This window comes from Streptomyces sp. TLI_55 (assembly GCF_900206255.1).
Classification (GTDB): Bacteria; Actinomycetota; Actinomycetes; order Streptomycetales; family Streptomycetaceae; genus Streptomyces; species Streptomyces aquilus.
On the sequence record NZ_OAOJ01000001.1, the window covers coordinates 3566361 to 3592694 of the forward strand.

The following is a 26334-nucleotide window of genomic DNA, read 5'->3' on the forward strand; positions in this document are numbered from 1 at the left end:
TCCGATCCCGGCGAACGGCCGTGTGCCCGAGTGGCTTAGGGACTCGCCTGCAAAGCGAGGTACGTGGGTTCAATTCCCGCCACGGCCTCTGTGTCGAGCGTGACGAAAGGGCGGCGCCCCCCGATGGGGGTGCCGCCCTTTCGGTTGGGTGGAGTCAGGCCCTGGCGTACTCCCAGCCGCCGCACCGGTACGGGGTGCCGTCCGAACCGTCCTGGAGGCAGGCGCGGATCTGGAGGGTGGTGCCCTCGGGGAAGGACAGGTCCCAGTCCTTGGCGACGGCGTAGCCGTTGCCGTTGTAGTACGAGTGCGTCGAGGAGCTGGAGTTGTAGCGCCACTGGGCGGCCGTGCCGTGGCCGTCCTTCAGCATGTCGAGGGCGGTGAGGATCTCGCCGTCGGCGGCGAAGTACGTCTTCGCGGTGACGTCCGACGAGATGATCGAGTTGGAGGCCTCGTAGACCTCACCGGAGGCCTGCGCGGGGGCAATGCCCAGGGCGAGCGCCGACGCGGAGGCCGCGGCTACTCCGAGGGCGGTCGTCATTCGACGGTGGAGCTTGCGCACAGCGGCGGTCCTCTCTTCGAACAACTGGTCGCGCCCGAACTTACCTGAGGGGAAAGGGAGTTGGCTGATGATTAAAGGGTGGCGGCGGGGCCTGCGCGACCCATGTCCCCTTGTGCCGTTCGTTCCGTTTTGCTGTGAATCCTCCGATGAGTCAGCAAAGCGAAAGGTGCGTCCCCACATAGGCCGTTTGTCTCCCTGCGTGCTTGATCCGCTGCCATGCTGCCCGCACCGGGGTCGCTGAGGGGCCCCGCGCCGGCATCAGGGGGATGCGATGGGCGATCAGGCATATTGGAACGCCGGGGACCGGCCCCGGATCTTCATCAACTGGCAGTCCTTCACCGCGCAGGGCATCAGCAACGACTGGCAGGGGCCGGTCACGGACGCGGTGCTCAACGCGTACACGCGGTGGCAGAACGCGGGGGTCGACTGCCGCTTCCAGTTCTGGAACTACACCGACCGGACCGAACCGCAGGACGGCGAGATCCTCGTGTCGATGAACGAACGGCACTTCGACACCACACGCGTCGCCTCGACGTTCACCAGCTGGCGCAAGGCGAGTCTCGTCATCCACCGGAAGAACGGGGCCGATCTCACGCCGTGGCCCCTCGTGCCGTTCAACGCCGCGCCGGGGCAGATCGATCTCCAGGGCGTCTTCCAGCACGAGCTGGGGCACTGCTTCTGGCTCGACCACAGTGCCGGCGACCAGGACACCATGTGGGGCGACTACGGCTATCACCGGTACCGGTTCGGGCCGTGGGAGGGCGACGTCGCCAAGGTCAAGGCCATCTACCGGGACTTCGACCGGAACCGGCTGCGCGAGTTCCGGTCCGTCGACGGGGGCGGGTCCTGGTTCGCCCAGGGCACGCAGATCACCGACTACAACAACTACCAGGCGCGCACCTGTCTGACGCCCGGCGTCACCTCCATCGGCACCAGCGGGCTGTACGCGCTCGGGTGGAGCCACCCGAACCGGATCCCCACCTGGCTGCGCACCGACGGCGTCAACTTCCTCTTCAACGGCTGGGTGTACTACGGCGGTGAGCGCTCCGTGCACGGCCCCGCCCTCGCCGACGAACCCGGCGGGCTGATGCTCATGGCCTGGGTGCACAACGACGACAACGGCAGCATCCGCGTCGTCCGCTCCACCAACCAGGGGCAGAGCTGGGCCTGGGCCGGCACCCCGGCCGGCGCCACCACCTTCGGCACCCCAGGCCTCGCCTCCACCGTGGTGAACGGCCGCCGCGCCTGGGTGCTGGCCTGGGCGCACTTCGACCGCGCCGACCACCCCGGCACCGGCCGCATCCGCGCCAGCGTCTCCTACGACGACGGCTGGTCCTGGTCGGCGCCCGCCGTCGTGCCGACCAGCTACGACTACAAGTCGCTCGCCGGGATCTCGCTGGCCGCCGCTCCCGACAACCGGCTGGTGCTGGGCTTCTCCTGGGCGGGACCCGGCATCACCTCCATGAACCTCGTCCGCAGCCTCGACTGCGAGGTCTCCGGCGACCGGCTCGTGCAACGCGGCACCGGCTACTCCAACGACCGCACCCGCACCCAGCCCGCCGTCACCTACGATCCCGGCCGCAATCTCTTCCATCTCTCCTTCCGGGAACAGAACTTCCTCACCTCGCTGCGCGTCGCGCAGAAGGAGTGGCTCAAGACGTCCTGGTCGACGGCCCAGCAGCTGCCCAACTCGACGTCCAGCACGGCGCCGGCCCTGGCCCACAGCCGCGTCGGCAACAACCTTCTCCTGTGGTACGGAGGCGAGTGAGCCATGGCGACGTATCTCACCAGCACGCCGACCCTGCTCCAGCGCATCCGCGACTGCCAGGCCGTCGTCGTACTGCGCGGCAGCCGGCTCGAGTCGGTCACCGCCGACCACGAGGCGCGCGAGGAACGGCAGTTGGGCACCTTCCGGGCTACGCCCGCCGAAGTGCTCAAGGGCGACGACGAGGGCGCGCTGACCATCCGGATGCCCGGGGGCACCGGGTCCGCCGAGCAGGTGGCCTGGCGGCTGGCGCCGGAGGACCAGCGGCCGCAGGTGGCCTTCCTGGTCCGGGAGAGCCGCAGCTCCTGGGTGCCGTACTTCTCCAGCGTCTTCCCGCTCGACGGCGAGACCGTGCTGCTCTCGGAGGAGGTCGAGGACGACCGGCCCGGCGCGGAAGGCGCCCTGGACCTCGCGGAGTTGCGGGCGCTGATCACCCGGGCCGCCGAGGAGGCGCGGGAGCAGCAGACCAGGCTGTGGGAGGCCGAGCCCGAGGTCGCGGCCCGCACCCGGCCCCATCCGGTCCTGGAGTCGCCCGAGGCACCGGCGCCGGGGGCGACCTCCGCCGCACCGGACGCCGCCGATCCCGGCGGGGCCTCGGCGGCGCCGGAGACACCGGAGTCGCCGGAGGAGTGAGCCGGAAGGACCGAGGCGGGTGCGGTCAGAGCACCCCGCCCGCCTCGTCCCGCAGCGCCTGTGTCCAGTAGTGCCAGTCGGCGTCCGGTGCGCTGCCGGTGCGGTCGACGGTCGACAGGACCTGGATCATCGTGGCCGCCAGCTGGGCGTGCGGTCCCAGCGGCTCTCCCAGCACGCGGTCCCGGCCCCGCGACAGCTCCTCGTCGAGTGTCGCCTCGCGGCTCAGCAGCCAGAGCGTGAAGGCGAGCGTGGAGACGTCCGTGTTCAGCGGGTGGAGCACCGCTTCGGGCTCGCTCCAGTGCAGGACCGCGCCGGTCCGGCCGTCCACCACCAGGCTGTTGTCCTCGACGAGGTGACCGAGGCGTATCAAGTGGTCGGCGTCGGCCGGGAGTTCGGCGGCCGGGTGGTCGGCGTGGTGCTCGGTCAGGGTCGGCAGCGGGACGTCCGTGTCCAGGCGGAAGAGCGCCGTGTCCTCGGGCAGGCCCGTGTCGCGCAGGAAGCGGCGGGTGGGTTCATGGGTGAGCGTCGAGGGGAAGTCGACCTCCTCGAAGCGCCAGATCTCGCCCTGCCCGAACTCCTGGTCCAGCAGCCGGGACGGAAGGTCCAGCGCCAGCCCCGAGGTCCGGCCCGGGCCTGCCGTCAGGGACAGCGGGCGGATCAGGGCAGCCGCCCGCCACAACGCCGGCACCTCGCCGCCCGTGCCCTCCTCGAAGATCGCGAGCAGCCGGCGCGAGGCCTCCGCCGCCGCCTGCGGGCCGTGCCGGTCGGCATAGGCCGCGAACTGACCGCGCAGCCCCGTCAGTTCCTCCGTCGCCGTCGCGAAGCGCACCAGCTTCTCCAGCGACGGGGCCAGCGGGCGGCGCTCCATCAGGTCCGGGCGGTCCCACCAGAACTCGGTCGTCGACACCTCGCCCGTGATGCCGTCGAGCAGGACCGACTCCGTCTCCCGGCCCTCGTCGTCGAGCAGCCCGCCTATGACCAACTGGTCCCGCATGTCCACGGCCAGCCGCCCGTCGGGGTCGCCGGTCGCGTCCGTCAGGGTGCGCAGGCCCTCCCGGCCGAGCTCCGCGAAGCTCAACAGCCCGATCTCGGTGGGCAGTCCGGGGCCCGTCAGCCAGTTGCGCGTGGACGCGTGCGTGACGAGGCGCTCCAGATCGTCGTCGGTCAAGGTGATCACCGCGGGTGCGGTGCCGGTCGTGCTCATCGTTCCCCCGTGCGTGCGAGCTCTGTGTCCCCGAGCAGGGCAAGGCAGGGCGGGTTCGTCGTGAAGATCTCGCCGTCGTTCCCCACTGACCGGAACACTACGCCGCACCACTGACAACGGCCCCCGACAGCCGGGCGCCGCACCACTGACAAAGGCCCCCGACAGCCGAGGCTCCACAGCCACACGGCAACGCCCCACGACACAGAGACGCTCAAACCACCCTGGCGCGTTGCCTCCCCGCCAGAATCGCCTCCACCGTCTCCCCCACCGAAAGCTCCGAGGTGTCCAGCCACAGCCCGATCCGGGGCGTCCGGGCCCGCAGCTCCCGGTCCAGTTCCCGCACCGTCCAGGCCACCCCGTACCCCGTCTTGGCCCGATCCGCCTCACGGGCGGCGACCGTCTCGGGGCTCGGGGCGAGGACGACGACGTAGAGGGGGCTGGTGCGGATCGAGTCCACGTACGCCGTCAGCTCGGCGCCCAGCACCACGTCCTGCACGACGGCCGTGAACCCGGCCTGCGCGTACGCGTCCGCGGTCGCGGCCGACAGCCGGTACCGCAGCCGGAGTTGGGCCTCGCCCTCGCCGCCGCCTCCGGGAACGTACTCCTGCCGTCCGGAGACGATCATCCGCCGGAAGACGTCCCCGCGGACGTGCGCCGCGCGCGGCAGCCGTTCCGCCAGGGCTTGAGCGACCGTCGACTTGCCGGACGCCATGACTCCGGTGACGAGGACGACGCCGCGCAGCACGTCAGACGCACCCACACACCACGAGACCGCCCCCGCCCGTCACGTCAGGTAGACACCGCCCAGCACGACCACCAGCGCGGCGAGCGCGAACACCAGTATCCAGATCAGCAACTTGCCGACGCTGGGCGGCGGTTCGTAGCGCTGCGGGTCCTCCTGGCTCACTGTCCCGTCACCACCGCGGCCTGCGGGCGGATCGGCAGCCGGTTCACCGGGCGGCCGGTCGCGGCCCGTACGGCGGAGGCGACGGCCGCCGGTGACGTCACCACCGGCACCGCGCTCACCGCCTTGGCGCCGAAGGGCGCGACCACGTCCCGCTCCTCGACGAGCTTCACGATCCGGATGTCCGGCGCGTCCAGGGCCGTCGGCAGCGCGTACCCGGTGAGGTCCGGGTGCCGGATCAGCCCGCGCGCGGTGCGCAGGTTCTCGGTCAGCGCGATGCCCACGCCCTGGGTGACACCGGCCTCGATACGGGCCGCCAGCTGGGCCGGGTTGAGCACCCGCCCGACGTCCTGCGCGACGGCGAGTTCGACGACCCGGACCGAGCCGAGTTCGATGTCGACGTCCACCACCGCGCGGATCGCACAGAAGGCCATGCCGACGAACGCGTCGCCCTGGCCCTGCTCGTCGAGCGGCTCCGTCGGATGCGGGCGGCACTGGGCGGTGGCCCACAGCTCCTTGCCCTCCAGCGCCTCGGTGACGGTGGTCGACAGGACGCCGTCGTACGAGGTGATCTTGCCGTCGGTGATCTGGAGCAGTTCGGTGGACATCCCGAACTTGTGCGCCAGCGGCTGGAGGAGCTGGGTGCGGACCATCTTCGCCGCGCGTTCCACCGCGCCGCCGGAGACCCAGGTGTGGCGGCCTCGGCAGCCCGCGCCGGCCGGGGGCTGGTCGGTGTCGACGGGGGCCACGTGGACCTCGTCGATGCCGAGCGTCTCCTGGACGATCTGGCGGGCCAGCGTGGTGAAGCCCTGGCCGGTCTCGACGGCCGCGCAGAGCACGGTCGCGATGCCGTCGTGGACCTTGACCGTGGCCGTGGAGACCTCGTCGGCGCCCTCGGCGCCGAGCATGTGCACCATGCCCAGGCCATAGCCCACGCCGCGGCGGATCGCGCCCGGTTCGCCCGCGCCCTCGGGGCCGCCGGGCAGCAGCCACTCGTCCTCGGGGGTGTCCTTGGGCAGCGCGGGCAGCGGGAAGTCCCGTACCGCCTGGAGGAGTTCGGCGACCGGGGCCGGGCAGGTCACGGTCTGGCCGGTCGGCAGGACGTCGCCGGTGGCCATGGCGTTGCGCAGGCGGAGTTCGGCGGGGTCGATGCCCAGCTTCTTCGCCAGCTTGTCCATCTGGGCCTCGTAGGCGGCGCACACCTGCATGGCGCCCTCGCCGCGGACATGGCCGGAGGGCGGGTTGTTGGTGCGCACGGCCCAGCCCTCGATGAAGGCGTTCGGGACGACATAGGGGCCGCAGGCGAAGCCGACGGCGGCGGCGAGGGCCTCGGAGGAGGTGTCGGCGTAGGCGCCCGCGTCGAGCAGGATCTGCGCCTCGACCTTCACCAGCCTGCCCTCGGCGTCGGCGTGGTGGCGGTAGCGCAGGAGGGTCGGGTGGCGGTGGACGTGGCCGAGGAAGGACTCCTCGCGCGTGGCCGTGAGTTTCACCGGGCAGCCCGTCTTGAGCGCGAGCAGGCCGAGCGGGAGCTGGATGCCCTGGTCCTCGCGGTCGGCGGTGGCGCCGGGGACGCCGGTGACGACGATCTTGACGCGCTCGGGTTCCAGGCCGTAGCACGCGGCGGCGGTGTCCCGGTCGGTGTGCGGGTCGGTGGAGGCGAGGTAGAGCTCGACGCCGCCGTCGGGGCGGGGCACGGCGAGGCCGGCCTCGGCGCCGATGGGGGCCGGGTCCTGGCGGCCGATGCGGTACTGGCCCTCGACGACGATCTCGCCGGTCGCGGCCGGGTCGCCGTGGTGCAGCGGGATGTGCCGGATCAGATTGCCGTCGGCGTGCAGCGGCTCGGCCTCGAAGGCCAGCTCGGGGTCGGTGACCGGGTCGAGCACCTCGTACTCGACGATGACGGCCGCGGCGGCCATCCGCGCGGTGTCGGGGTGGTCGGCGGCGACGGCCGCGATGGGCTCGCCGTGGTGGCGTACGACCTCGGAGGCGAAGACCGGGCGGTCGGCCTTGCCGCGGCCGTACAGCGGGTGGCCGGGGACGTCCTCGTGGGTGATGACCGCGCGGACGCCCGGCATCTCCCGCGCGTGGGTCGTGTCGATGGACACGATGCGCGCGTGCGGGTGCGGGGAGCGCAGCACGGCCGCCCACAGCAGGCCCTCGGCCCACAGGTCGGCCGCGTACGGGAACGTGCCCTCGGTCTTGGCGCGGGCGTCGGCGGCCGGGAGGGAGGCGCCGAGGCCGTGCGGGATCGGCTCGGGGGCAGGGGCTGCCTCCGCGGGGGTGGTCGCGGTGGCGGCTTCGTTGCTCACGCCTGGCCTCCGTCCGTTCCGTACGCCTGGTCGTGCCGCGGCTCGAAGGCCGACGGGTTCACACCGCCGGCTCCCGGGCCCGCCTGGTGGGGAATACGTGCCTCGTCGCCGTTCGACTCGGAGTTCGCGGCGGCGTGTGCCTCGCGCTCGGCGACGACCTCCTTGACGGCGTCGACGACGCCCCGGTAGCCGGAGCAGCGGCACAGGTTGCCGCACAGCGCCTGGCGGGTCTCCAGCTCGGTCGGCGCCGGGTTGCCCTCCAGCAGGTCGTGCACGGTCATCGCCATGCCCGGCACGCAGAAGCCGCACTGCACGGCGCCGCACCGGGCGAGCGCCCGCTGGACGTCGGAGGGGCGGCCGTCCTCGGCGAGGCCCTCGACGGTACGGACCTCGCTGCCGGCGGCGGTGACGGCGGGGACCAGGCAGGAGGCGACGAGCCGCCCGTCCACCTGGACGTTGCAGGCCCCGCACTCGCCCTGCGAGCAGCCGTCCTTGGCCCCGGCGAGGCCGAGCCGCTCACGCAGCACGTAGAGCAGCGACTCACCGATCCAGGCGTCGGCCACGGGCCGGTCGACGCCGTTGACACGCAGGACGTAGGCGGCGAGGGGGTGTTCTTCGCCGGGGAAGGCGGGGGGGTGTTCGGCGGTGTTCTCTTCCGCGTCCTCGGCCGCGGGGGCGGTGTCGCCGTCCGGGGCGTGCTCGGCGGGCGGCTCGGAGGCCTCTTCAGCGGCTTCCACGGCCCCTTGGGAGCCCTCGGGGGCCTCGGCCGCGGCGGCGTCCTCACCGTCGCCCGGGGAGGGCTGTGAGGCGGCTGCGGCGGGGGCGGCGTCGGAGGGGTGGTCGTGCGGCTCGGCGGGAGCGTGCGCCGCGTCCGGGCCCGCCGCCACACGCGCGTGGACGTCCGCGTCACCCACGGCCCCCGGCGGCACGTGTACGTGCGCGTCGCCGGCCGGCAGGCCATGACCGCCGTCGGCGGGGACGTGCGCGTGTCCGTGCTCGGGTCCGGGAGCCGCCGGCTGCCCGGTGTCCACCGCCCCGGTGTCCCAGGGCTGTCCCGTGTGGGTCGCCCAGGGGGCCGACGCGCCGCCGGGCAGGGTGGCCGGAGGGGTGCCGCCGCCCCACTGCTCGACGAGGGCCGACGTGGTGAACTCGCCCGATTCGTCCGGAAGATCGCCCCCGGCGACGGGGATGGACCACTGTCCGGTGACGTCGTGGCCGGGCGCCGGGGCGGAGTCCGACGCGTCCTGGAAGGTCCACTGCCCGGTCGCCCCCGGGTGGTACGTGAACTGGTCGTTGCCGACCTGGTGCCCGTCCTGCGGTACGGCGTTGGGGTCGGGCCACTGCGCACCGCCGGCCGGGGCCGCGGCCCAGCCGCCGGTGGCCGCCGGGTCGGAGTCCGCGGCGCTGCCGGGCGCCACCGTTATCTGCGGCGGCACATAGCCGTGGCCCGGCGCCGCGAGCGGGCTGTCGGAGGCCAGCAGCGCGTCGATGCCGCCCTCGGGGAGCTTCACGAAGGCGGTGGCGCCGTCGTCGTAGTCGCCCTGGGGCAGCGGGTCCCAGCGGCCGCCGCCGCGGGGTGCGGCGCCTTCTCCGTGCTGGTCGTCGGTCACGACAGTGCCCTCCCCAGTGCTCGTCGGGCCAGCGCGGCGACGGTGCGCCGCAGGTGCAGTACGGCGGGCGGAAGCGGCTGCACGGAGCCGTCGGGCTCCGGGGCCGGGTCGGGGATGCAGGCCGCGGCGACGTACTCACCGAAGGCGTGCAGGGCCTCCGGGACGAGCGCGCGGTTGTTGTCCCAGTCGATCAGCCGGCCGACCCACTGCTCGGCGTCCAGGGGCCGCAGCGGCATCGGCGCTATGGCTCCGACGGCGCACCTGACTCCGCGCCGGGCGGGGTCGAGGACCAGCGCGACGGAGGCGATGGCCCGCCCGGGGCCGGTGCGGCCGGTGGCCTTGAGGAAGACCTGCGGGGCGTGCAGCAGCGGCACGCGCACGAAGCCGATGAGCTCGCCGCCGCGCAGCATGTCCACCCCGGCCAGCAGATGCGACACCGGCAGTTCCCGGCGGGCTCCGCCCGGGCCCGCGATGATCAGCGTCGCCTCCAGGGCGGCCAGCACCGGCAGCGCGTCGCCGGTGGGGGACGCGGTGGCGATGTTGCCGCCCAGGGTGCCCGCGTTGCGGATCTGCGGCGGGCCCGCGGCGCGCGCGGAGGCGGCGAGCGCGGGGATGAGGGCGGCGAAGTCGGGGCGGCCCATGCGCGCGTGCGTGAGTCCGGCGCCGAGCAGGGCGTGCCCGTCCTGGTACTGCCAGCCGCGGATCTCGCTGATCCGGCCGAGGCCGACCAGCGCGGCGGGCCTGAGCTGGCCGGAGTTCACCGCGGCCATGAGATCGGTGCCGCCCGCGACGGGCACGGCGGCGGGCGTGGCGGCCAGCGCCGCCACGGCCTCGTCGAGCGTCGTGGGCAGCGTGACGGCCTGCGCCGCCTGCGGTGCGTGCGTGGTCAAACCGGCTGCCCCTTCCCGCTGCCCCACCTGGTCCCAGCTGGTCCCGCCTGTTGCTGCCGTACGGTACGTGCTGACAGGGCGGACGTGGCAACTCTGGCACATCTTCGCAGGGCCCGAAGAACGGGGTCCGGTAGGAGGCATTCGCCCACCTCATCAGGGAGATGGTCCGTTTTCGTACGGCATCACCGGTGTGAGCGAATTGCCTCTCTTCAGTGATACTGCCGGGGTTTCTCCGCTACTTGTTCGGTGGCGTCCCCTCGATCGGGCGACCCGGCACTCCGGGGCGCCGCTGCCACGGCAGGGGGCCAGTGGACGGCCGGTATCCGACGCCGAGGGCGTCAAGTCGCCGGTAATGGGCGGCCATCCGCCGCTCGAAGCCGGCGAAGTCCCGCTCGGCGGGGGCGGGCAGGCCGCTCCAGGCGACCTCGGCGAAGGCCGCGAGCCGGGGGAACGCCTGGTAGTCCACGCGCGCGGAGTCCTCCATCACCTCGGTCCACAGGTTGGCCTGGGTACCGAGCACGTGCGCCGCCTCGTCCGCGGTCAGCTCCACGGGAACGGGCTCGAAGCGGTAGACGTCCTCCAGGGTGCGCACATAGGCGATGGGCACCGGCTCGTCGGGGCCGTCGGCCTGCCGGTAGTCCAAGTAGACGTGCTGCTCGGGGCACATGACGACGTCGTGGCCCGCGCGCGCGGCCGTCACCCCGCCCTCGTAGCCGCGCCACGAGGACACCGCCGCGCCCTCCGCGAGACCGCCCTCGAGAATCTCGTCCCAGCCGATGAGTCTGCGCCCGCGCGCGGAGAGCCACTGGTCGAAGTGGCGTACGAACCAGGCCTGAAGTCCGTCCTCGTCCCCGACGCCGAGTTCCTTGATACGGGATTGTGCCGTGGCCGATTGCCGCCACTGGTCCTTGAGGCATTCGTCACCGCCGATGTGGACGAACTCTCCCGGGAACAGTTCCAGCACTTCCTCCAACACCCCCTCGTAGAAGCGCAGGGTGTTGTCAGTGGGGGCGAGTACGTTCGGAGAGATCCCCCAGTTGTCCCAGACGGAGAGGGAAGTCGTGTCGATCACATCGGTGTTGCCGAGTTCCGGGTACGCGGCGATCGCGGCCTGCGAGTGGCCGGGTACGTCGATTTCCGGGACGACGGCGATATGCCGCTCGGCGGCGTAGGCGACGATTTCGCGGATGTCGTCCTGGGTGTAGTAGCCACCGTGCGGTTTCTCCTCCCACAACGGCGAGGCCCGGTGACCGAATTTCGTCCGCGCCCGCCATGAACCGACCTCGGTGAGCCGGGGATACCGCTTGATCTCGACGCGCCAGCCCTGGTCGTCCGTCAAGTGGAAGTGGAAGACGTTGAGTTTGTGGGCGGCCATCAGATCGAGATAGCGCAGCACTCCGTCCTTGGGCATGAAGTGCCGGGCGACGTCGAGCATGAGGCCGCGCCAGCGGAATCGGGGCGCGTCCTGGATCTCCGTCAGCGGCAGCCGCCAGGTGCGGCCGGGAAGGGGTGCGCGCCGGAAGGCGTCGGGGCCGAGCAGCTGACGCAGCGTCTGGGCGCCCCGGAAGACACCGGCGGGCGAGCCGCCCTGGAGGTGGACGCCGTGGGGAGCGACGACGAGGCGGTAGGCCTCCTCCCCGAGTCCGGGCCGGACGGACAGGTGGAGGACGTCGCGCTCGTCCCCCTGCCTCGGCGGCAGGGCGAGTCCGGTCGCCGCGCCGAGCGTCGCGCGCAGCCAGCGCGCGGTGCCCTCGGTGCCCGGCCCGGCCTCGATCCCGAAGTCGTCGCCGAGTTCCAGGAAACCCTCGCTCCGCTCCACCCGGTCGGGCGCCGGAATGAGATCCATGAGTGACCAGACCTTTCGGCTCACGGCGGCGCGTTGCAATATGCGCAATCACAGTTTTTCTCTGCGCAACGGAGGCTAAGGACTCCGGGGACATGCCCACAAGAGGTCTACACCACTTCGTGACCGGCCGACGGACAGCACAAAGGTGACAGCACAAAGGCGACAGCACAAAGGCCCCCGAGGCACGCCGAAACGCGCCTGGAGGCCTCAGTGGGACTCGGCCGGGCAGGCGGACCTACTTGTCGCCGCCGCCCTTGCCGTCGCCGTCCCCGCCGGCGCCCATGGACTCGTAGATCTCCTTGCACATGGGACACACGGGGTACTTCTTCGGGTCGCGGCCCGGCACCCACACCTTGCCGCACAGCGCCACGACGGGGGTCCCGTCGAGGGCGCTCGCCATGATCTTGTCCTTCTGGACGTAGTGGGCGAAGCGCTCGTGGTCGCCGTCGCCGTGGGACACCTGTGGCGTCGGCTCTACGAGGGTCCCCGTACCAGTCCCGCGCTCGGGCTCAAGAGTGCTCATGAAAGCCAGGGTACTTAAGGTCACACGCTTCAGTTGAGCGAAGGGTCGTCCGGATACGTGGCCACCATCGCCAGCTCGTTGCGCTGGCGGCGCAGGACCTCGCGCCAGAGTCTCTCCGGGGCCGGCGAGGACACGTCACCGGGCTCGGACTCCACGACGTACCAGGCGCCCTCCACCAGCTCGTCCTCCAGCTGGCCGGGCCCCCAGCCGGCGTATCCCGCGAAGATCCGCAGGGAACCCAGGGCCGAGGCGAGCAGCTCCGGCGGGGCCTCCAGGTCGACCAGGCCGATCGCGCCGTGCACCCGGCGCCAGCCCAGCGGGGCCCTCTCACCGGACGCGCCGCCGGGGATGACGGCGACCCCGAGCGCCGAGTCGAGGGAGACCGGGCCGCCCTGGAAGACGACCCCGGGTTCGCCGGCGAGGTCCGCCCAGCCCTCCAGGATGTCGCCGACATCCACCGGGGTCGGCCGGTTGAGGACGACACCGAGGGAGCCCTCCTCGTCGTGGTCGAGAAGGAGCACCACCGCACGGTCGAAGTTCGGGTCCGCCAGGGCGGGCGTTGCCACGAGCAACCGCCCTGTGAGCGAGGACACCTCGGTCATGCCAGACATGATCCCGCATCTTCCCCCCGAAGGGGGAGGCAATGCGGGGACGGGAGGCGATGCAGCTCAGGGCTGAATGAGGCATGCGCGGCGCACGGCCGTGCCGGTGACCCCATGTACCCGTGAGCGAACGGTGGGTGTTGTGACACAGCTATGACGTAGCTGGGCCGTCCTTGGGCTTACGGAAGGGGGGTGGACGGCGATTACCCTTTCCCTTCTGGCCCCTGCCCCACCAATCGGAACGCGAGATACATGACCGTCAACGGCAATGACGACGTACTGCTTGTCCACGGCGGAACCCCGCTGGAGGGCGAGATCCGTGTCCGCGGTGCGAAGAACCTCGTACCGAAGGCCATGGTCGCCGCCCTGCTGGGCAGCGGGCCGAGTCGACTGCGCAACGTTCCGGACATCCGTGACGTGCGCGTCGTACGCGGTCTGCTGCAACTGCACGGTGTGACGGTCCGTCCGGGCGACGAGCCCGGTGAGCTGGTGATGGACCCGACGCACGTCGAGAGCGCCAACGTCGCTGACATCGATGCCCACGCGGGTTCCAGCCGTATCCCGATCCTGTTGTGCGGTCCGCTGCTGCACCGCCTCGGGCACGCCTTCATCCCGGGCCTCGGCGGCTGTGACATCGGTGGCCGGCCGATCGACTTCCACTTCGAGGTGCTGCGGCAGTTCGGCGCGACCATCGAGAAGCGTGCGGACGGGCAGTTCCTGGAGGCGCCGCGGCGGCTGCGCGGTACGAAGATCCGGCTGCCGTACCCGTCGGTGGGCGCGACCGAGCAGGTACTGCTGACGGCCGTGCTGGCGGAGGGCGTCACCGAGCTGTCCAACGCCGCGGTGGAGCCCGAGATCGAGGATCTCATCTGCGTTCTGCAGAAGATGGGCGCCATCATCGCGATGGACACCGACCGCACGATCCGCATCACCGGTGTGGACTCGCTCGGCGGCTACAACCACAAGGCCCTGCCGGACCGTCTGGAGGCCGCGTCCTGGGCCTCGGCCGCGCTCGCGACCGAGGGCAACATCTACGTCCGCGGCGCCCAGCAGCGCTCGATGATGACGTTCCTCAACACCTACCGGAAGGTGGGCGGTGCCTTCGAGATCGACGACGAGGGCATCCGTTTCTGGCACCCCGGTGGCCAGTTGAAGTCCATCGCGCTCGAGACCGATGTGCACCCGGGCTTCCAGACGGACTGGCAGCAGCCGCTGGTGGTCGCGCTGACGCAGGCCACGGGTCTGTCGATCATCCACGAGACGGTGTACGAGTCCCGGCTCGGGTTCACCTCCGCGCTGAACCAGATGGGTGCTCACATCCAGCTGTACCGCGAGTGCCTGGGCGGCTCCGACTGCCGCTTCGGCCAGCGCAACTTCCTCCACTCGGCGGTCGTCGCCGGACCCACCAAGCTCCAGGGCGCCGACCTGGTCATCCCCGACCTCCGCGGCGGCTTCTCGTACCTCATCGCGGCCCTCGCGGCCCAGGGGACCTCGCGGGTGCACGGCATCGACCTGATCAACCGCGGCTACGAGAACTTCATGGAGAAGCTCGTCGAGCTGGGCGCGAAGGTGGAGCTGCCGGGCAAGGCGCTCGGGTAACACCGTCGTACGCACGCCAATGGGGCGGCCGACCCTCACCGGGTGGCCGCCCCATTGGCGTTACTCGCGCCTCGTACGTCGTCCCGGACGTACGGTCAGGCTCACTTGCCCTTGGCGGCTTCCTTGAGCTTGGAGCCCGCCGAAACCTTCACGCTGTAGCCGGCCGGGATCTGGATCGGGTCGCCGGTCTGCGGGTTGCGCGCGGTGCGAGCGGCACGGTGGGTGCGCTCGAAGGTCAGGAAGCCGGGGATGGTGACCTTCTCGTCGCCCTTGGCGACGATCTCGCCGACGGTCTCGGCGAAAGCGGCCAGAACGGCGTCGGCGTCCTTGCGGGTCACCTCGGCGCGGTCGGCCAGCGCGGCCACCAGCTCACTGCGGTTCATGTTCTTACTCCCGTGTTCTTCTTGCCGTTGCGGCGTGCCACGCGGCGGAGCCGCATGTTGGGCGCTGTCGTTTGCCGATGCGCCGCGCCCAGAGACGCATCCTGCCCCTACCTGCGGCGGGAAAGCCAATCCGGCACCCGTAGGAGTCGTGAGAACACCCTAGGGAGTCACACGAAAGGCCTGAGCGTGCCCGCCAACCTAACGGGCGGCCCTCGGCCAGGGGTTCCGCGACGCGCCGACGCAGGGGCCGTGGTGGTGATGCTCACAAGCCCGCACGACCACCCACAGCCCTTGCACAGTACGACACGGCTACGACAACGGCCCGCGGCGCCCGGCGTCACCAGGCCCCGGCGCCCGGGGTCAGGCGGTGGCGCCCGCCGCCTTCGCCGCCTCGCGCACTGCACCGGCGACCGCGCCCGCGACCTTGTCGTTGAAGACGGACGGGATGATGTAGTTCGGGTTCAGCTCGTCCTCGCTCACCACGTCCGAGAGGGCCGTCGCGGCGGCCAGCATCATGTCCGTGTTCACCGTGCGCGACTGGGCGTCGAGCAAACCGCGGAACACACCCGGGAAGACCAGCACGTTGTTGATCTGGTTCGGGAAGTCGGAGCGGCCGGTGGCGACAACCGCCGCGGTCTGGCGGGCGATTGCCGGGTCGACCTCGGGGTCCGGGTTCGCGAGCGCGAACACGATCGCCCCCTCGGCCATCGCGGCCACGTCGTCGCCGTCGAGGACGTTGGGCGCGGAGACGCCGATGAACACGTCGGCGCCGCGCACCGCTTCCTTCAGCGTGCCGGTCAGGCCCTCGGGGTTGGTGTTGTCGGCGATCCAGCGCAGCGGCGAGTCCGCGGCGGCGTCGACGAGGTCCTCGCGGCCGGCGTGGACGACACCGTGGATGTCGGCGACGACGGCGTTCTTCACGCCCGCGGCGATCAGCAGCTTGAGGATGGCCGTACCGGCCGCGCCGGCGCCGGACATGACGACACGGATGTTCTCAATTGCCTTGCCGGTGACGCGAAGTGCGTTCTTCAGGGCGGCGAGGACGACGATCGCGGTGCCGTGCTGGTCGTCGTGGAAGACGGGGATGTCGAGGGCCTCGCGCAGCCGCGCCTCGATCTCGAAGCAGCGGGGCGCGGAGATGTCCTCGAGGTTGATGCCGGCGAAGCCCGGGGCGATCGCCTTGACGATGGCGACGATCTCGTCGGTGTCCTGGGTGTCCAGGCACAGCGGCCAGGCGTCGATGTCGGCGAAGCGCTTGAAGAGGGCCGCCTTGCCCTCCATGACCGGCATGGCGGCCATCGGGCCGATGTTGCCGAGGCCCAGCACGGCCGAGCCGTCCGTCACGACCGCAACGGTGTTGCGCTTGATGGTGAGGCGGCGGGCGTCCTCGGGGTTCTCGGCGATCGCCATGCAGACGCGGGCCACACCGGGGGTGTAGATCATCGAGAGGTCGTCGCGGTTGCGGATGGGGTGCTTGGACGCCATCTCGATCTTGCCGCCGAGGTGCATCAGGAACGTACGGTCGGAGACCTTGCCGAGCGTGACGCCCTCGATGCCGCGCAGCTGTTCGACGATCTCGTCGGCGTGGGCCGTGGAGGTGGCCGCGATGGTGACGTCGATCCGGAGCTTCTCGTGGCCGGAGGCGGTCACGTCGAGGCCGGTCACCGAGCCTCCGTGGGACTCCACGGCCCCGGTGAGCTGGGAGACCGCGGTTCCGCTCGCGGGCACCTCCAGCCGGACCGTCATCGAGTAGGAGACGCTGGGCGCCGTTGCCATGGCCGACTTCCTCTGCTTTCACCTGTGATGCTGTATGACGCGGTATGCCGTCCGATCGTCGCACCTACTGATGAGTAGGCGTTAGCCGCGCTGGATTGCGATCGTTTTGTTCACAACAAAAGAGGCCCACGTCACGTTTTCCGCGACGTGGACCTCTTCTTCCGCTCAGTGACACCGACCCGCCATGCTCGCCTCGCGGCAAGTGGTCCCTCTAAGGGACGAAGGTTGGGCCCGGGGGCTTGGATCGGGCCGGTGCCACACCCAGGCTAACAAACAGATCCCGTAAGGCCATTCCCGTCTCGAGAGTTCTTCGAGTGCTGATCCCGCTCCTAATCCCTCAGCAGGTCAGGCACCCCGGTCCCGTCCGGCTGGTCCCGGTCGGCCGAGACGATCGTCAGCTGCTGGGTCGCCCGGGTGAGGGCGACGTACAGCACCCGCAGGCCGGCCGGGGACTCGTCGGCGATCTCGGCCGGGGAGACGACGACCGTGGCGTCGTACTCCAGGCCCTTGGCCTCCAGGCTGCCGAGGGCCACCACCCGGTCGCCGAGCCCGGCGAGCCAGCGGGCGGCCTCCTCGCGGCGCTGCATCGCGACGACGACGCCGACGGTGCCGTCGACGAGGTCGAGGAGGCGGGCGGCCTCGGCACGGACGGTGGCCGCGAGCGAGTCCCGTACGACCGTGCTGTGTCCGTTGTTCGTTGTCACAAAACGGGGCTCGACCCCGGTGGAGCGGACGGCCGAGGGGGACGTGGACCCCGGCATGGCCAGGGCCAGTACCTTCGCGGCCAGCTCGGCGATCTCGGCCGGGTTGCGGTAGTTCACCGTGAGCTGGAAGCGGCGGCGAGGGCGGGTGCCGAGGGCCTCGTCGCGGGCCTCGGCCGCCTCGTCGGGGTCGGACCAGGAGGACTGGGCCGGGTCGCCGACGACCGTCCAGGTGGCGTGCCGGCCGCGGCGGCCGACCATGCGCCACTGCATCGGCGTGAGGTCCTGCGCCTCGTCGACGATGACGTGGGCGTACTCGGTGCGCTCCTGGGCGAGCCGCTCGGCGCGCTCGCGCTGCGACTCCTCGCGCACCGGCATCAGCTCCTCCAGACCGGTGAGCTGGTCGAGCGGGTCCAGTTCGCGCTTCTTCCTTGGGCGCGCCGGGGTGCCGAGGATGGCCTGGAGCTCGTCGAGCATGGCGATGTCGTGCACGGACCACCCGTCCCGCCTCAGCGCGCGGGCGACCCTGCGGACCTCGCCGGGGTTGAGGATGCGGCGGGCCCAGCGGCCGAGCCGGCGCTCGTCGGCCATGGCGGCCATGACGTCCTTCGGGGTGAGCTCGGGCCACCAGGCGTTCAGGAAGTCGATGAAGGCGTCCTCGGAGCTGACGTCCTCGTCGAAGGAGGAGCGCAGCTCGGCGGCGAGCTCGGGGTCGGTGTGCCGGCCGGCCGCGCCGGACTGCGCCCACAGGGCGTCCAGGAGGAGCTTGCGGGCGCGGGGGCGCAGCAGGTTCACGGGCGCGGTGCCGCCGAGGGCGTTCTGCCGGATGCGGTCCAGCTCGGCGGACTCCAGCTCCAGGCGGCGGCCGAAGGCGACGACGCGCAGGCGGGTCGGCGTCCCCGAGGGACGGCTCTCGTCCTCGCCGAGGGCGAGCTGTCCGCCGGCCGGCCTGGTCTCCAGCGCCCCTCGGGCCGCCTTCCGCAGGACCTTGAGCATGCGGTACGAGCCCTTGGCGCGGGCGACGGCCGGGCTGTCGTACAGCGTGGCCTCGGCGCCGTCGACGAGGGAACCGATGGCGCGGATGGCGACCTGGCCCTCCTCGCCGAGGGAGGGCAGGACGCCCTCGGTGTAGGCGACCAGCAGCGGGGTCGGCGAGACGATGAGGATGCCGCCCGAGTAGCGGCGTCGGTCCTGGTAGAGGAGATAGGCGGCGCGGTGCAGGGCGACGGCCGTCTTGCCGGTGCCCGGGCCGCCCTCGACGTACGTCACGGAGGCGGCGGGGGCGCGGATGACCAGGTCCTGCTCGGCCTGGATGGAGGCGACGATGTCCCGCATGGTGTGGCTGCGGGCCTGGCCGAGGGCGGCCATCAGGGCGCCGTCGCCGATGACGGGCAGTTCGTGGCCGTCGAGGAAGGCCCTGAGCTCGGGGCGCATGAGGTCGTCCTCGACACCGAGGACGCGGCGGCCCTTGGAGCGGATGACCCGGCGGCGCACAACCCGGCCCGGGTCCACCGGGGTGGACCGGTAGAAGGGGGCCGCGGCCGGGGCCCGCCAGTCGATGACGAGCGGGGCGTACTCGGAGTCGAGGACCCCGATGCGCCCGATGTGCAGGGTCTCGGCGATCTCGGCGGTGTTGTCCTCCCGCACGGCGCCCTCGGCGGGCTCCACGGCGGTGTAGGCGCCGTCGGGTCCCTTCTTGCCGTCCTTGCCGAGGAGGAGGTCGATCCGGCCGAAGAGGAAGTCCTCGAACTCGTTGTTGAGGCGGTTGAGGTGGACGCCGGCCCGGAAGACCTGGGCGTCCCGCTCGGCGAGCGCGCCGGGCGTGCCGACCTGGCCTCGCTTGGCCGCGTCGTTCATGAGGAACTCGGCCTCGTGGATCTTCTCCTCGAGACGCCGGTAGACCCGGTCGAGGTGGTCCTGTTCGACGCTGATCTCCCGGTCACGAACGGAGTCGTGATCCGGAACGACCGCGGTTTCCTGCTGAGCCTGAGCGGCCACCGGGCCCCCTTCTGACGTGCTGGGCAGCCGTCAACCCTAAGTGAAGGGGGCCGGTGGAAGCTACGCGTCGGCCGTCACGCGTTCTGCGCGTCGACCTCGACGAGCTTCTTGCCGTCGAAGGTCATGACCTCGAAGTGGTCGATCTGGTTCGGGTCGAAGGCCGCGCCGCCGTGGACGTAGAGGGGCTGCTTGGCCTCTTCCGTCTTGGCGTTCGGGATGCCGTAGCCCCAGTTCGGGACGGACCAGGAGGTGACCGTCTCGCGCTCGCCGTTCTTGCCCACGGCGATCAGGGAGCACTTCTCGGGACCCGTCACGTTCTTCAGCTGGAGGACCGCGTGGGTGCCCCAGTCCTTCTTCTCCACCGCGACGGTCGCGGTGACGTCGGTGCTGGGGTCGGTCGCGGTGACCTTGTCCTTGATGACGTCGAAGGCTTGCTTGGCGGGGCTGACGGTGGTGTGTGCCGAAACGTTCCCACCCGAGTCGCCGCCGGTGGCGCCGACCGCGACCAGCGGGCCGCCGATGATCAGCGCGGCCGCCGCGGCGACCATGTAGAAGCTCCGCCGGCGCTTCTGGGCGCGGCGTTCGGCGACCTCGTCGACCAGCTTGTTCACCAACCGCGGGCTGGGCCTGGCGGACAGCGACTCGCCGATCGCGGGCGACCCGGTCCCGGGCAGGTCCGCGAGCGCGGCCAGCATCGGTTCCATCCCGGCCAGCTCGTCGAGCTGCTGGGCGCACCACTCGCATCCGGCGAGATGCATCTCGAAAGCGGTTGCCTCGGCGTCGTCGAGGATCCCGAGGGCGTAGGCGCCGACGGTCTCGTGCTCGCTCGGCACCGGAGATCCCTGCATAGCCCCAGACATACCCGAACCACCTGTGCCGAATCCCTGGTTTCCCCCGTAAACACTCATCACGCCGTCACCCCCCGCTCCTCCAGTGCCAGCTTCATCGACCGCAGGGCATAGAAGACCCGCGAGCGGACGGTGCCGCTGGGGATTCCGAGCGTCTCGGCCGCCTCATTGACGGTACGCCCCTTGAAGTACGTCTCGACGAGCACCTCCCGGTGTGCGGGAGTCAGGTCGTCGAGCGCGTCCGACAGCGTCATCAACCACAGCGCCTTGTCGATCTCGTCCTCCGCGGGGATGACCTCCAGCGGCGACGGATCGACCTCCTGCGGCCGGGCCTGCCGGCTTCGGTGGCCGTCGATGACGATGCGCCGGGCAACCGTCACCAGCCAGGGGCGTACAGATCCGGTCGCTCGATTGAGCTGACCGGCGTTCTTCCAGGCACGGATCAGCGTCTCCTGCACGACGTCCTCGGCTCTTTGCCGGTCTCCGGCGACCAGCCTGAGCACATACGCGAGCAGGGGTCCCGCGTGCTCTCTGTACAGAGCACGCATGAGCTCCTCATCAGGTTCCGAGGGCTGGGACATGCGATGTCGGGCCCTCGATCCACGTTCATTGGCCACGACGGAATCCTTGCGCACGCCCACCTCCGATGTCCGGGGGTTCCCCCGACCGGTCGCTCAACACGGGGTACGGACGTGGGCCGTTGAGTGTTCAAAGTGACGTGACAGTTTTCTTCCGGGTGACGTGACGAGGGGGGACATGCACGCACATTCCCACCGTGCGATCTTTACATTTCCACCACATCGGCAAGATCGATTCGGCTGCCCGTGACGCGACGGGAGTAAACGGCGTGTAATCGAAATCACTTCGACGCCGACTCCACAGAAGCCGCATAACGGACTCCCGGCTTCCGCCGCGGTCCCCTCAAGCGCGCGTGAGGGCCGCTCGGCGGCGATGCCGGGCGACCCTTTCGCGGTTCCCGCAGACCTCACTGGAGCACCAGCGCCTCCTGCGTCCCCGTGATGTGTCGAGGTAGACGATCGGGCAGTTGTCGCCGGCGCACTGCCGCAGACCCGCCCGCGCGAGCGGGTCGGTGAGCAGCTCCACGGCGTCCCGGGCGATCGCCCCGAGCAGCGCGGGCAGTTCGGGCGGGCGGTCCAATTGCCGTACGAGGGTGCCGTCTTCGGCCGGCACGGCGCGCGGGGCCGGGGGCGCGGCCCGGGCGAGCTCGTTGACGCGGGCGAGCGCGATGTCCGTGCCGGCGGACCCCGTACGCACCAACTGTCCTATGCGGCCCCTCAGCTCACGGAAGCCCACCAGCCAGGAGACGCCGGCGTGCGTCAGCGGGGTGTCGGCCGGGACCAGTCCTGAGCCGACGATCCAGGCGCACAGCACCTCGATCGAGTCGAGCCGTTCGACGGGGTGGGTGGTCGCGAGGAGATCGAGGCAGATCCGTCCGGCGTCGAACCGCAGCTCGTACGGGGCCGCGGCCGTATCAAGTGCCATGTGCCTGTCACCGCCTTGGGGTGCCGTGAGAGAACGGTTCCGGAGAATCGGTTCCCTCTCACAGTGCCCTCCCGTCCGCGCCGCCGGAAGGCCTCGTACCGGAGGGGCGTGGACGCAGGCGTATGGGGCTGGGCGTCTCGGCCATGTCGACGGCGGTCCCGGGCCCGTTGACTGGAGGACATGACGAAGCAGAGCGGAACGACGGGCGGGGTACTGGGGGCGGCCACGGTCGCCATGGGGCTGATCGCGGGGACGTTCTACGTTTTCGCGTGCGCGGTGATGCCGGGGCTGGCCCGCAGCGACGACCGGGTCTACGTCGAGGTGATGCGCAACATCAACGACGTCATCCAGAACCCGGTGTTCATGCTGAGCTTCCTCGGGGCGCTGCTGCTGACCGGGGTGGCGGCGTGGCAGGGCCGCGGGGAGCTGCACCGCCGGTGGGTATGGGCGGCCCTCACCGCGTACGCCCTCGCCTTCCTGGTGACGGTCGCCTTCAACATCCCGCTCAACAACGCCCTGGACACGGCCACCGACCCCACCACCGCACGCGCCGACTTCGAGGACACGTGGGTGGCGTGGAACGTGGTGCGGGCGGTGCTGTCGACGGTGGCGGTGGGGTTCCTGGCGAGGGCGCTGCTGGTGCGGGGGCGGTCCTACGCGTCGCCGGCCTCGGTGCCGGCGACCGGGGCGAGCGTCGGCGGGTGACTCGGCCGGCTGCTGTGCGTCCGCGTACTCGATGTCGGTGGCGGGGTCCAGCGGCGGCAGGTGCCCCTGCCCGACTCGCACGCGTCCGCCTACTTGGCGTCGGCTGCCGGATCCAGGGACAGGCGGTGACCCGCCGGCTCCCGGGCGCGCCGACGTACTCGGTGGCGGCGGCCGGGTCCAGCGCCCCCTCCTACTCCTACGTGTCGGCGTACTTGGCGTCCGCGGCCGGGTCCAGGGCGAGGCGGTAGCCCCGTTTCACCACCGTCTGGATCAGCTTCGGGGCGCCGAGGGCGGTGCGGAGGCGGGCCATGGCCGTTTCCACCGCGTGTTCGTCGCGGCCCGCGCCCGGCAGGGCCCGCAGGAGTTCCGCGCGGGCGACCACCCAGCCGGGCCGGCGGGACAGCGCGCGCAGCAGGGACATTCCGGCCGGTGGTACGGGGCGCAGGGCGCCGTCGACGAGGACCGCGTGGCCGCGGATCTCGACGCGGTGGCCGGCGATGGGCAGGATGCGGGCCCGGGCCGGGAGTTCCTGGCAGAGCAGCTGGACGAGCGGGCCGAGGCGGAAGCGCTCGGGCTGGACGGTGTCGACCCCGCGGGCCTGGAGGGGAAGGGCCGTCACCGGGCCCACGCAGGCCGGGAGGACGTCGTGGTGGAGGGCGGCCAGCAGCTCCGGGAGCAGGCCCCGCTCCTCGGCCCGGCTCAGGAGGGACGCGGCGGCGGGGGCGCTGGTGAAGGTCAGGGCGTCCAGGCCCCGGGAGACGGTGGCGTCCAGGAGGCGGTCCACCGGGCCGATGTCCTCCGGTGGCATCCAGCGGTAGACCGGCACCCCGAGCACATCCGCTCCCCCGGCCCGCAGCGCCTCCACGAAACCGGGCAGCGGCTCGCCGTGCAGCTGGACGGCGATACGGCGCCCTTCGACGCCCTCCTCCAGCAGCCGGTCCAGCACCTCGGCCATGGACTCGGACGACGGCGACCAGTCCTCGGTCAGTCCGGCGGCCCGGATCGCGCCCTTCACCTTGGGGCCGCGCGCCAGCACCTCGACGCCCCGCAGCCGCTCGAGCAGGTCCTCCCCCAGACCCCAGCCGTCGGCCGCCTCGATCCAGCCCCGGAACCCGATCGCGGTCGTGGCGACCACGACATCCGGTACGTCGTCGATGACCTGCTTGGTCGCGGCGAGCAGCTCGCTGTCGTCGGCGAGCTGCACGATCCGCAGGGCCGGTGCGTGCAGGACGGCGGCTCCCCGTCGCTGCAGCAGCGCGCCCAGCTCGTCGGCCCGGCGCGCGGCTGTCACCCCGACGGTGAAGCCGGCCAGGGGGCCGTGTTGTTCTGGTCGCTGCTCTTCGTCGTACATAACTCTCGTCCCGCAGTCGAGTCGTTTGCACCTACACCGCGTGTGACGGCACCCGCATGCCGACCGAGCCTGTCAACGGCACGTGACAGGCTCGGTTCGGCTTCATTGCGCCGGTGTTACGTCACACCTCGGCATAGCTGAGCTGGGGCTTCGTCTCGGCGGCAGCCGTCGCCTCCGGCTTGGCGGCCGTGCGGCGAAGGTATACGGCCCAGGTCACCGCGAAGCAGAGGGCGTAGTAGACGAGGAAGGTGACGAAGGCGCCGGTGCCGGAGCCGTTCGACAGGAACGACTGGCGGAAGGCGAGGTTGATGCCCACGCCACCGAGCGCGCCGACCGCGCCGATGAGTCCCATGGAGGCGCCGGAGAGCCGGCGGCCGTAGGCGGCGGCCTCGTCGCCCGTGAGCCCCTTGGCGAGGGCCTTGGTGTGGAAGATGCCGGGGATCATCTTGAACGTCGAGCCGTTGCCGAGCCCGCTGAGGACGAACAGCACCACGAAGGCGGTGACGAACAGCGGCAGCGACTTCTGCATGCTGGCGAAGACCAGGACGGCGGTGGCGGCGCCCATGCCGACGTAGTTGTAGAGGGTGATCTTCGCGCCGCCGTACTTGTCGGCGAGCCAGCCGCCGAGCGGGCGGATCAGCGAGCCGAGCAGCGGGCCGATGAAGGTGACGTACGCGGCCTGCAGCGGCGTACGGCCGAACTGGACCTGGAGCACCTGGCCGAAGGCGAAGGAGAAGCCGATGAAGGAGCCGAAGGTGCCGATGTAGAGGAAGGACATGATCCAGGTGTGGCCGTCCTTCGCCGAGTCGACGGCGGCACCGGTGTCGTTCTTGACGCTCGCCAGGTTGTCCATCTTCAGCGCGGACAGCGCCGCGGCGACGACGATCAGGGGGATGTAGATCCCGAGCAGAACGCGCGGCCCGCCGGACGCCCCGATGACCGCGAGGGCGATGAGCTGGATGACCGGCACACCGATGTTGCCGCCGCCCGCGTTGAGCCCGAGCGCCCACCCCTTCTTACGAAGGGGGAAGAAGGCGTTGATGTTGGTCATGGAGGAGGCGAAGTTGCCACCGCCGATACCGGCCAGCAGGCCGACGAGCAGGAAGGTGTTGAAGGAGGTGCCGGGCTCCATCACGACGAAGGCCGCGATGGTCGGGACGAGGAGGAGGCTGGCCGAGATGATGGTCCAGTTCCGGCCGCCGAAGATCGCGACGGCGAAGGTGTACGGCACCCGGACGACGGCACCGACGAGCGTGACCATCGAGGTCAGCAGGAACTTGTCGGCCGGGGTCAGGCCGTACTCCGGGCCCATGAAGAGCACCAGCACCGACCACATGGTCCAGATCGAGAATCCGATGTGCTCGGAGAGCACGGAGAAGAGGAGATTGCGGCGGGCGACCTTCTCTCCCGTCTCGTTCCAGAAGGTCTCGTCCTCCGGATCCCACTGCTGGATCCAGCGGCCGCCCCTGCTCGGGGGTGCGGGGGCTGTACTAGGGGCTGTCATGACGCCTCCACGGTGCTTCGGGGCTCGGGGCTCTCTGAGCGGCTGGTTCCCGAAGGTAGGGAGGGCGCGTTTCCTCGCTGTGGCCGTGGGTGACCGGAAGGGAACTTTGCTCTCACCCGGCGGCCGGGCGGGATGAGAGGTACTTACGGCCCTTTGTTACGAACGGCTCCCAGCGGCGCCGGTCACCCCTTGAGCTCACCCCTGCGGCGCCTGCCAGTTGGGGTTCTGCTGGGGGTAGGGCTGCTGCGGCGGGTACGGCTGCTGGTGGGGGTAGGGCTGCTGGGGGGCGTACGGGCCGGGGGCGGCCGGCGGCTGCTGGGGGTAGCCGTAGGCCTGCGGCTGGGGCTGGGCGTAGCCGGGCTGGGGCGGGTACGGCTGCTGCGCGTATCCGGGCTGGGGCTGCTGCCCGTATCCGGGCTGGGGCTGGGGCTGGGGCTGGGCGTACCCCGCCGGTGCCTGCTGCCCGTACCCCGGCTGAGGCTGCTGGCCGTACGGACCGGCGGCGAAGGGATTCGCCTGCCCCGGCACCTGAGCGCCCGGCGGCAGATACCGCACCCGTCCGCCCTCGTCGGTGACCGGCACGAACCCGGCGGCCTGGAGCCGGCCGGCGAACTTGACGTTGCGCTTGCCGTTGACGACGAAGCCGATGCCGATCACCGCCAGGACCAGGACCCAGATGACGGCCGCGGCGACGAAGTCCTCGGACCGCCCGCCGAAGCGGTACGCGAGGACCAGGCACGCGACACTGGCACCGGCGACGGCGTAGCCCAGGCGCTTCTTGGCCTGCCCGGTGAGGTCGAAATTGATCCGGGCCTTGAGGAGTTCGAAGGCGTCGGGGACGAGGGGCGGCACGGACACCCCGTCACCGGCGTTCGGATACTGCGCCCAGTTCTGCGCGGCGCGGGCGCGGGCCTGCGGGCTGGGGTCGGGGACGAGGAGCATGACGAGGGCGTTGTTGCGGCCGCCGCCCTGGCGTACGTCGGCGTACTCGTACCCGAACTGCTGGGCGATGAAGGCGAGTCGGGCGAGCTTCTTCACCGAGGCCATGGGGCTGGTGAGCTCGACGGGCTCGCCGCTCGCCATCAGCCGCAGCATCTTCTGCACTTGCCGCTTGCTCATCG

At 71.4% G+C, this 26334-nt stretch carries 23 protein-coding genes and 1 tRNA gene; 5 read left to right on the plus strand and 19 right to left on the minus strand.

Annotated features, from left to right (window positions below):
• The first annotated feature begins 16 nt into the window (after nucleotides 1-16).
• Nucleotides 17-88 (plus strand) — tRNA-Cys (locus CRP56_RS16480).
• 66 nt (nucleotides 89-154) lie between these two features.
• Here the strand turns inward: CRP56_RS16480 and CRP56_RS16485 are convergent.
• Nucleotides 155-538 carry a hypothetical protein gene (locus CRP56_RS16485; RefSeq protein ID WP_097264747.1) on the minus strand — a complete coding sequence of 128 codons (384 nt, stop codon included), beginning with the start codon at nucleotides 536-538 and terminating at the stop codon, nucleotides 155-157.
• A gap of 292 nt (nucleotides 539-830) precedes the next feature.
• Here CRP56_RS16485 and CRP56_RS16490 point away from each other — a divergent pair, with 292 nt between their 5' ends.
• Both CRP56_RS16490 and CRP56_RS16495 read left to right on the plus strand, forming a co-directional pair.
• The gene (locus tag CRP56_RS16490) at nucleotides 831-2327 is read left to right on the plus strand and encodes a hypothetical protein (protein WP_097264749.1); all 1497 of its coding nucleotides are present in this window, start codon (nucleotides 831-833) and stop codon (nucleotides 2325-2327) included.
• Between the two features lie 3 nt (nucleotides 2328-2330).
• Complete coding sequence (locus CRP56_RS16495; RefSeq protein ID WP_097264751.1) at nucleotides 2331-2957, plus strand: hypothetical protein; 627 nt, start codon at nucleotides 2331-2333, stop codon at nucleotides 2955-2957.
• Between the two features lie 25 nt (nucleotides 2958-2982).
• Here the strand turns inward: CRP56_RS16495 and CRP56_RS16500 are convergent, their stop codons facing one another.
• From CRP56_RS16500 to CRP56_RS16535, 9 genes are all read right to left on the minus strand, one after another.
• On the minus strand, nucleotides 2983-4161 hold the full coding sequence (locus CRP56_RS16500) for an SUKH-4 family immunity protein (RefSeq protein WP_097264754.1): 1179 nt from the start codon (nucleotides 4159-4161) through the stop codon (nucleotides 2983-2985).
• Nucleotides 4162-4372: 211 nt separating this feature from the next.
• Complete coding sequence (locus tag CRP56_RS16505; RefSeq protein WP_097274120.1) at nucleotides 4373-4903, minus strand: AAA family ATPase; 531 nt, start codon at nucleotides 4901-4903, stop codon at nucleotides 4373-4375.
• A 42-nt stretch (nucleotides 4904-4945) separates the two neighbouring features.
• Nucleotides 4946-5068, minus strand: a complete 123-nt coding sequence (locus tag CRP56_RS48395; RefSeq protein WP_257040802.1) for a hypothetical protein — start codon at nucleotides 5066-5068, stop codon at nucleotides 4946-4948.
• Complete coding sequence (locus CRP56_RS16510) at nucleotides 5065-7374, minus strand: xanthine dehydrogenase family protein molybdopterin-binding subunit (protein WP_097264756.1); 2310 nt, start codon at nucleotides 7372-7374, stop codon at nucleotides 5065-5067. The genes CRP56_RS48395 and CRP56_RS16510 overlap by 4 nt, the downstream gene beginning before the upstream one ends.
• Entirely contained in the window at nucleotides 7371-8984 is a 1614-nt protein-coding gene (locus tag CRP56_RS16515) for a 2Fe-2S iron-sulfur cluster-binding protein (RefSeq protein WP_097264758.1), read from the minus strand. The genes CRP56_RS16510 and CRP56_RS16515 overlap by 4 nt, the downstream gene beginning before the upstream one ends.
• Complete coding sequence (locus CRP56_RS16520) at nucleotides 8981-9874, minus strand: FAD binding domain-containing protein (protein ID WP_097264761.1); 894 nt, start codon at nucleotides 9872-9874, stop codon at nucleotides 8981-8983. Before CRP56_RS16520 ends, CRP56_RS16515 begins: the two co-directional genes overlap by 4 nt.
• A gap of 235 nt (nucleotides 9875-10109) precedes the next feature.
• Nucleotides 10110-11720, minus strand: a complete 1611-nt coding sequence (locus tag CRP56_RS16525) for a beta-N-acetylhexosaminidase (RefSeq protein ID WP_097264763.1) — start codon at nucleotides 11718-11720, stop codon at nucleotides 10110-10112.
• Nucleotides 11721-11955: 235 nt separating this feature from the next.
• A complete protein-coding gene (locus CRP56_RS16530; RefSeq protein WP_079309856.1) occupies nucleotides 11956-12243 on the minus strand; it encodes a DUF3039 domain-containing protein in 288 nt (95 codons plus the stop codon).
• 29 nt (nucleotides 12244-12272) lie between these two features.
• On the minus strand, nucleotides 12273-12845 hold the full coding sequence (locus tag CRP56_RS16535) for a YqgE/AlgH family protein (RefSeq protein WP_179851034.1): 573 nt from the start codon (nucleotides 12843-12845) through the stop codon (nucleotides 12273-12275).
• A gap of 252 nt (nucleotides 12846-13097) precedes the next feature.
• On the opposite strand from CRP56_RS16535, the gene murA reads away from it, so the two are divergent.
• Nucleotides 13098-14444, plus strand: a complete 1347-nt coding sequence (gene murA, locus CRP56_RS16540) for a UDP-N-acetylglucosamine 1-carboxyvinyltransferase (RefSeq protein WP_097264767.1) — start codon at nucleotides 13098-13100, stop codon at nucleotides 14442-14444.
• A 101-nt stretch (nucleotides 14445-14545) separates the two neighbouring features.
• Here the strand turns inward: murA and CRP56_RS16545 are convergent, their stop codons facing one another.
• The 6 genes from CRP56_RS16545 to CRP56_RS16570 form a co-directional block, all read right to left on the minus strand.
• A complete protein-coding gene (locus CRP56_RS16545; RefSeq protein WP_007382399.1) occupies nucleotides 14546-14827 on the minus strand; it encodes an HU family DNA-binding protein in 282 nt (93 codons plus the stop codon).
• A gap of 360 nt (nucleotides 14828-15187) precedes the next feature.
• Nucleotides 15188-16603 carry an NAD-dependent malic enzyme gene (locus CRP56_RS16550; RefSeq protein ID WP_097264770.1) on the minus strand — a complete coding sequence of 472 codons (1416 nt, stop codon included), beginning with the start codon at nucleotides 16601-16603 and terminating at the stop codon, nucleotides 15188-15190.
• Between the two features lie 329 nt (nucleotides 16604-16932).
• A complete protein-coding gene (locus tag CRP56_RS16555) occupies nucleotides 16933-19302 on the minus strand; it encodes a HelD family protein (protein ID WP_097264772.1) in 2370 nt (789 codons plus the stop codon).
• A 74-nt stretch (nucleotides 19303-19376) separates the two neighbouring features.
• The gene (locus CRP56_RS16560) at nucleotides 19377-20210 is read right to left on the minus strand and encodes an anti-sigma factor family protein (RefSeq protein WP_097264775.1); all 834 of its coding nucleotides are present in this window, start codon (nucleotides 20208-20210) and stop codon (nucleotides 19377-19379) included.
• Entirely contained in the window at nucleotides 20210-20731 is a 522-nt protein-coding gene (locus tag CRP56_RS16565; protein WP_010039908.1) for a sigma-70 family RNA polymerase sigma factor, read from the minus strand. The genes CRP56_RS16560 and CRP56_RS16565 overlap by 1 nt, the downstream gene beginning before the upstream one ends.
• A 340-nt stretch (nucleotides 20732-21071) precedes the next feature.
• A complete protein-coding gene (locus CRP56_RS16570) occupies nucleotides 21072-21653 on the minus strand; it encodes a CGNR zinc finger domain-containing protein (protein WP_097264777.1) in 582 nt (193 codons plus the stop codon).
• A gap of 180 nt (nucleotides 21654-21833) precedes the next feature.
• Here CRP56_RS16570 and CRP56_RS16575 point away from each other — a divergent pair, with 180 nt between their 5' ends.
• On the plus strand, nucleotides 21834-22358 hold the full coding sequence (locus CRP56_RS16575) for an anthrone oxygenase family protein (RefSeq protein WP_097264779.1): 525 nt from the start codon (nucleotides 21834-21836) through the stop codon (nucleotides 22356-22358).
• Nucleotides 22359-22554: 196 nt separating this feature from the next.
• Here the strand turns inward: CRP56_RS16575 and CRP56_RS16580 are convergent, their stop codons facing one another.
• The 3 genes from CRP56_RS16580 to CRP56_RS47585 all read right to left on the minus strand — a co-directional run bounded on the left by CRP56_RS16580 (nucleotide 22555) and on the right by CRP56_RS47585 (nucleotide 26332).
• Complete coding sequence (locus CRP56_RS16580; RefSeq protein ID WP_097264781.1) at nucleotides 22555-23709, minus strand: uroporphyrinogen-III synthase; 1155 nt, start codon at nucleotides 23707-23709, stop codon at nucleotides 22555-22557.
• 121 nt (nucleotides 23710-23830) lie between these two features.
• The gene (locus tag CRP56_RS16585; protein ID WP_097264783.1) at nucleotides 23831-25213 is read right to left on the minus strand and encodes a nitrate/nitrite transporter; all 1383 of its coding nucleotides are present in this window, start codon (nucleotides 25211-25213) and stop codon (nucleotides 23831-23833) included.
• Nucleotides 25214-25408: 195 nt separating this feature from the next.
• Complete coding sequence (locus CRP56_RS47585) at nucleotides 25409-26332, minus strand: hypothetical protein (protein WP_179851036.1); 924 nt, start codon at nucleotides 26330-26332, stop codon at nucleotides 25409-25411.
• Nucleotides 26333-26334 lie beyond the last annotated feature (2 nt).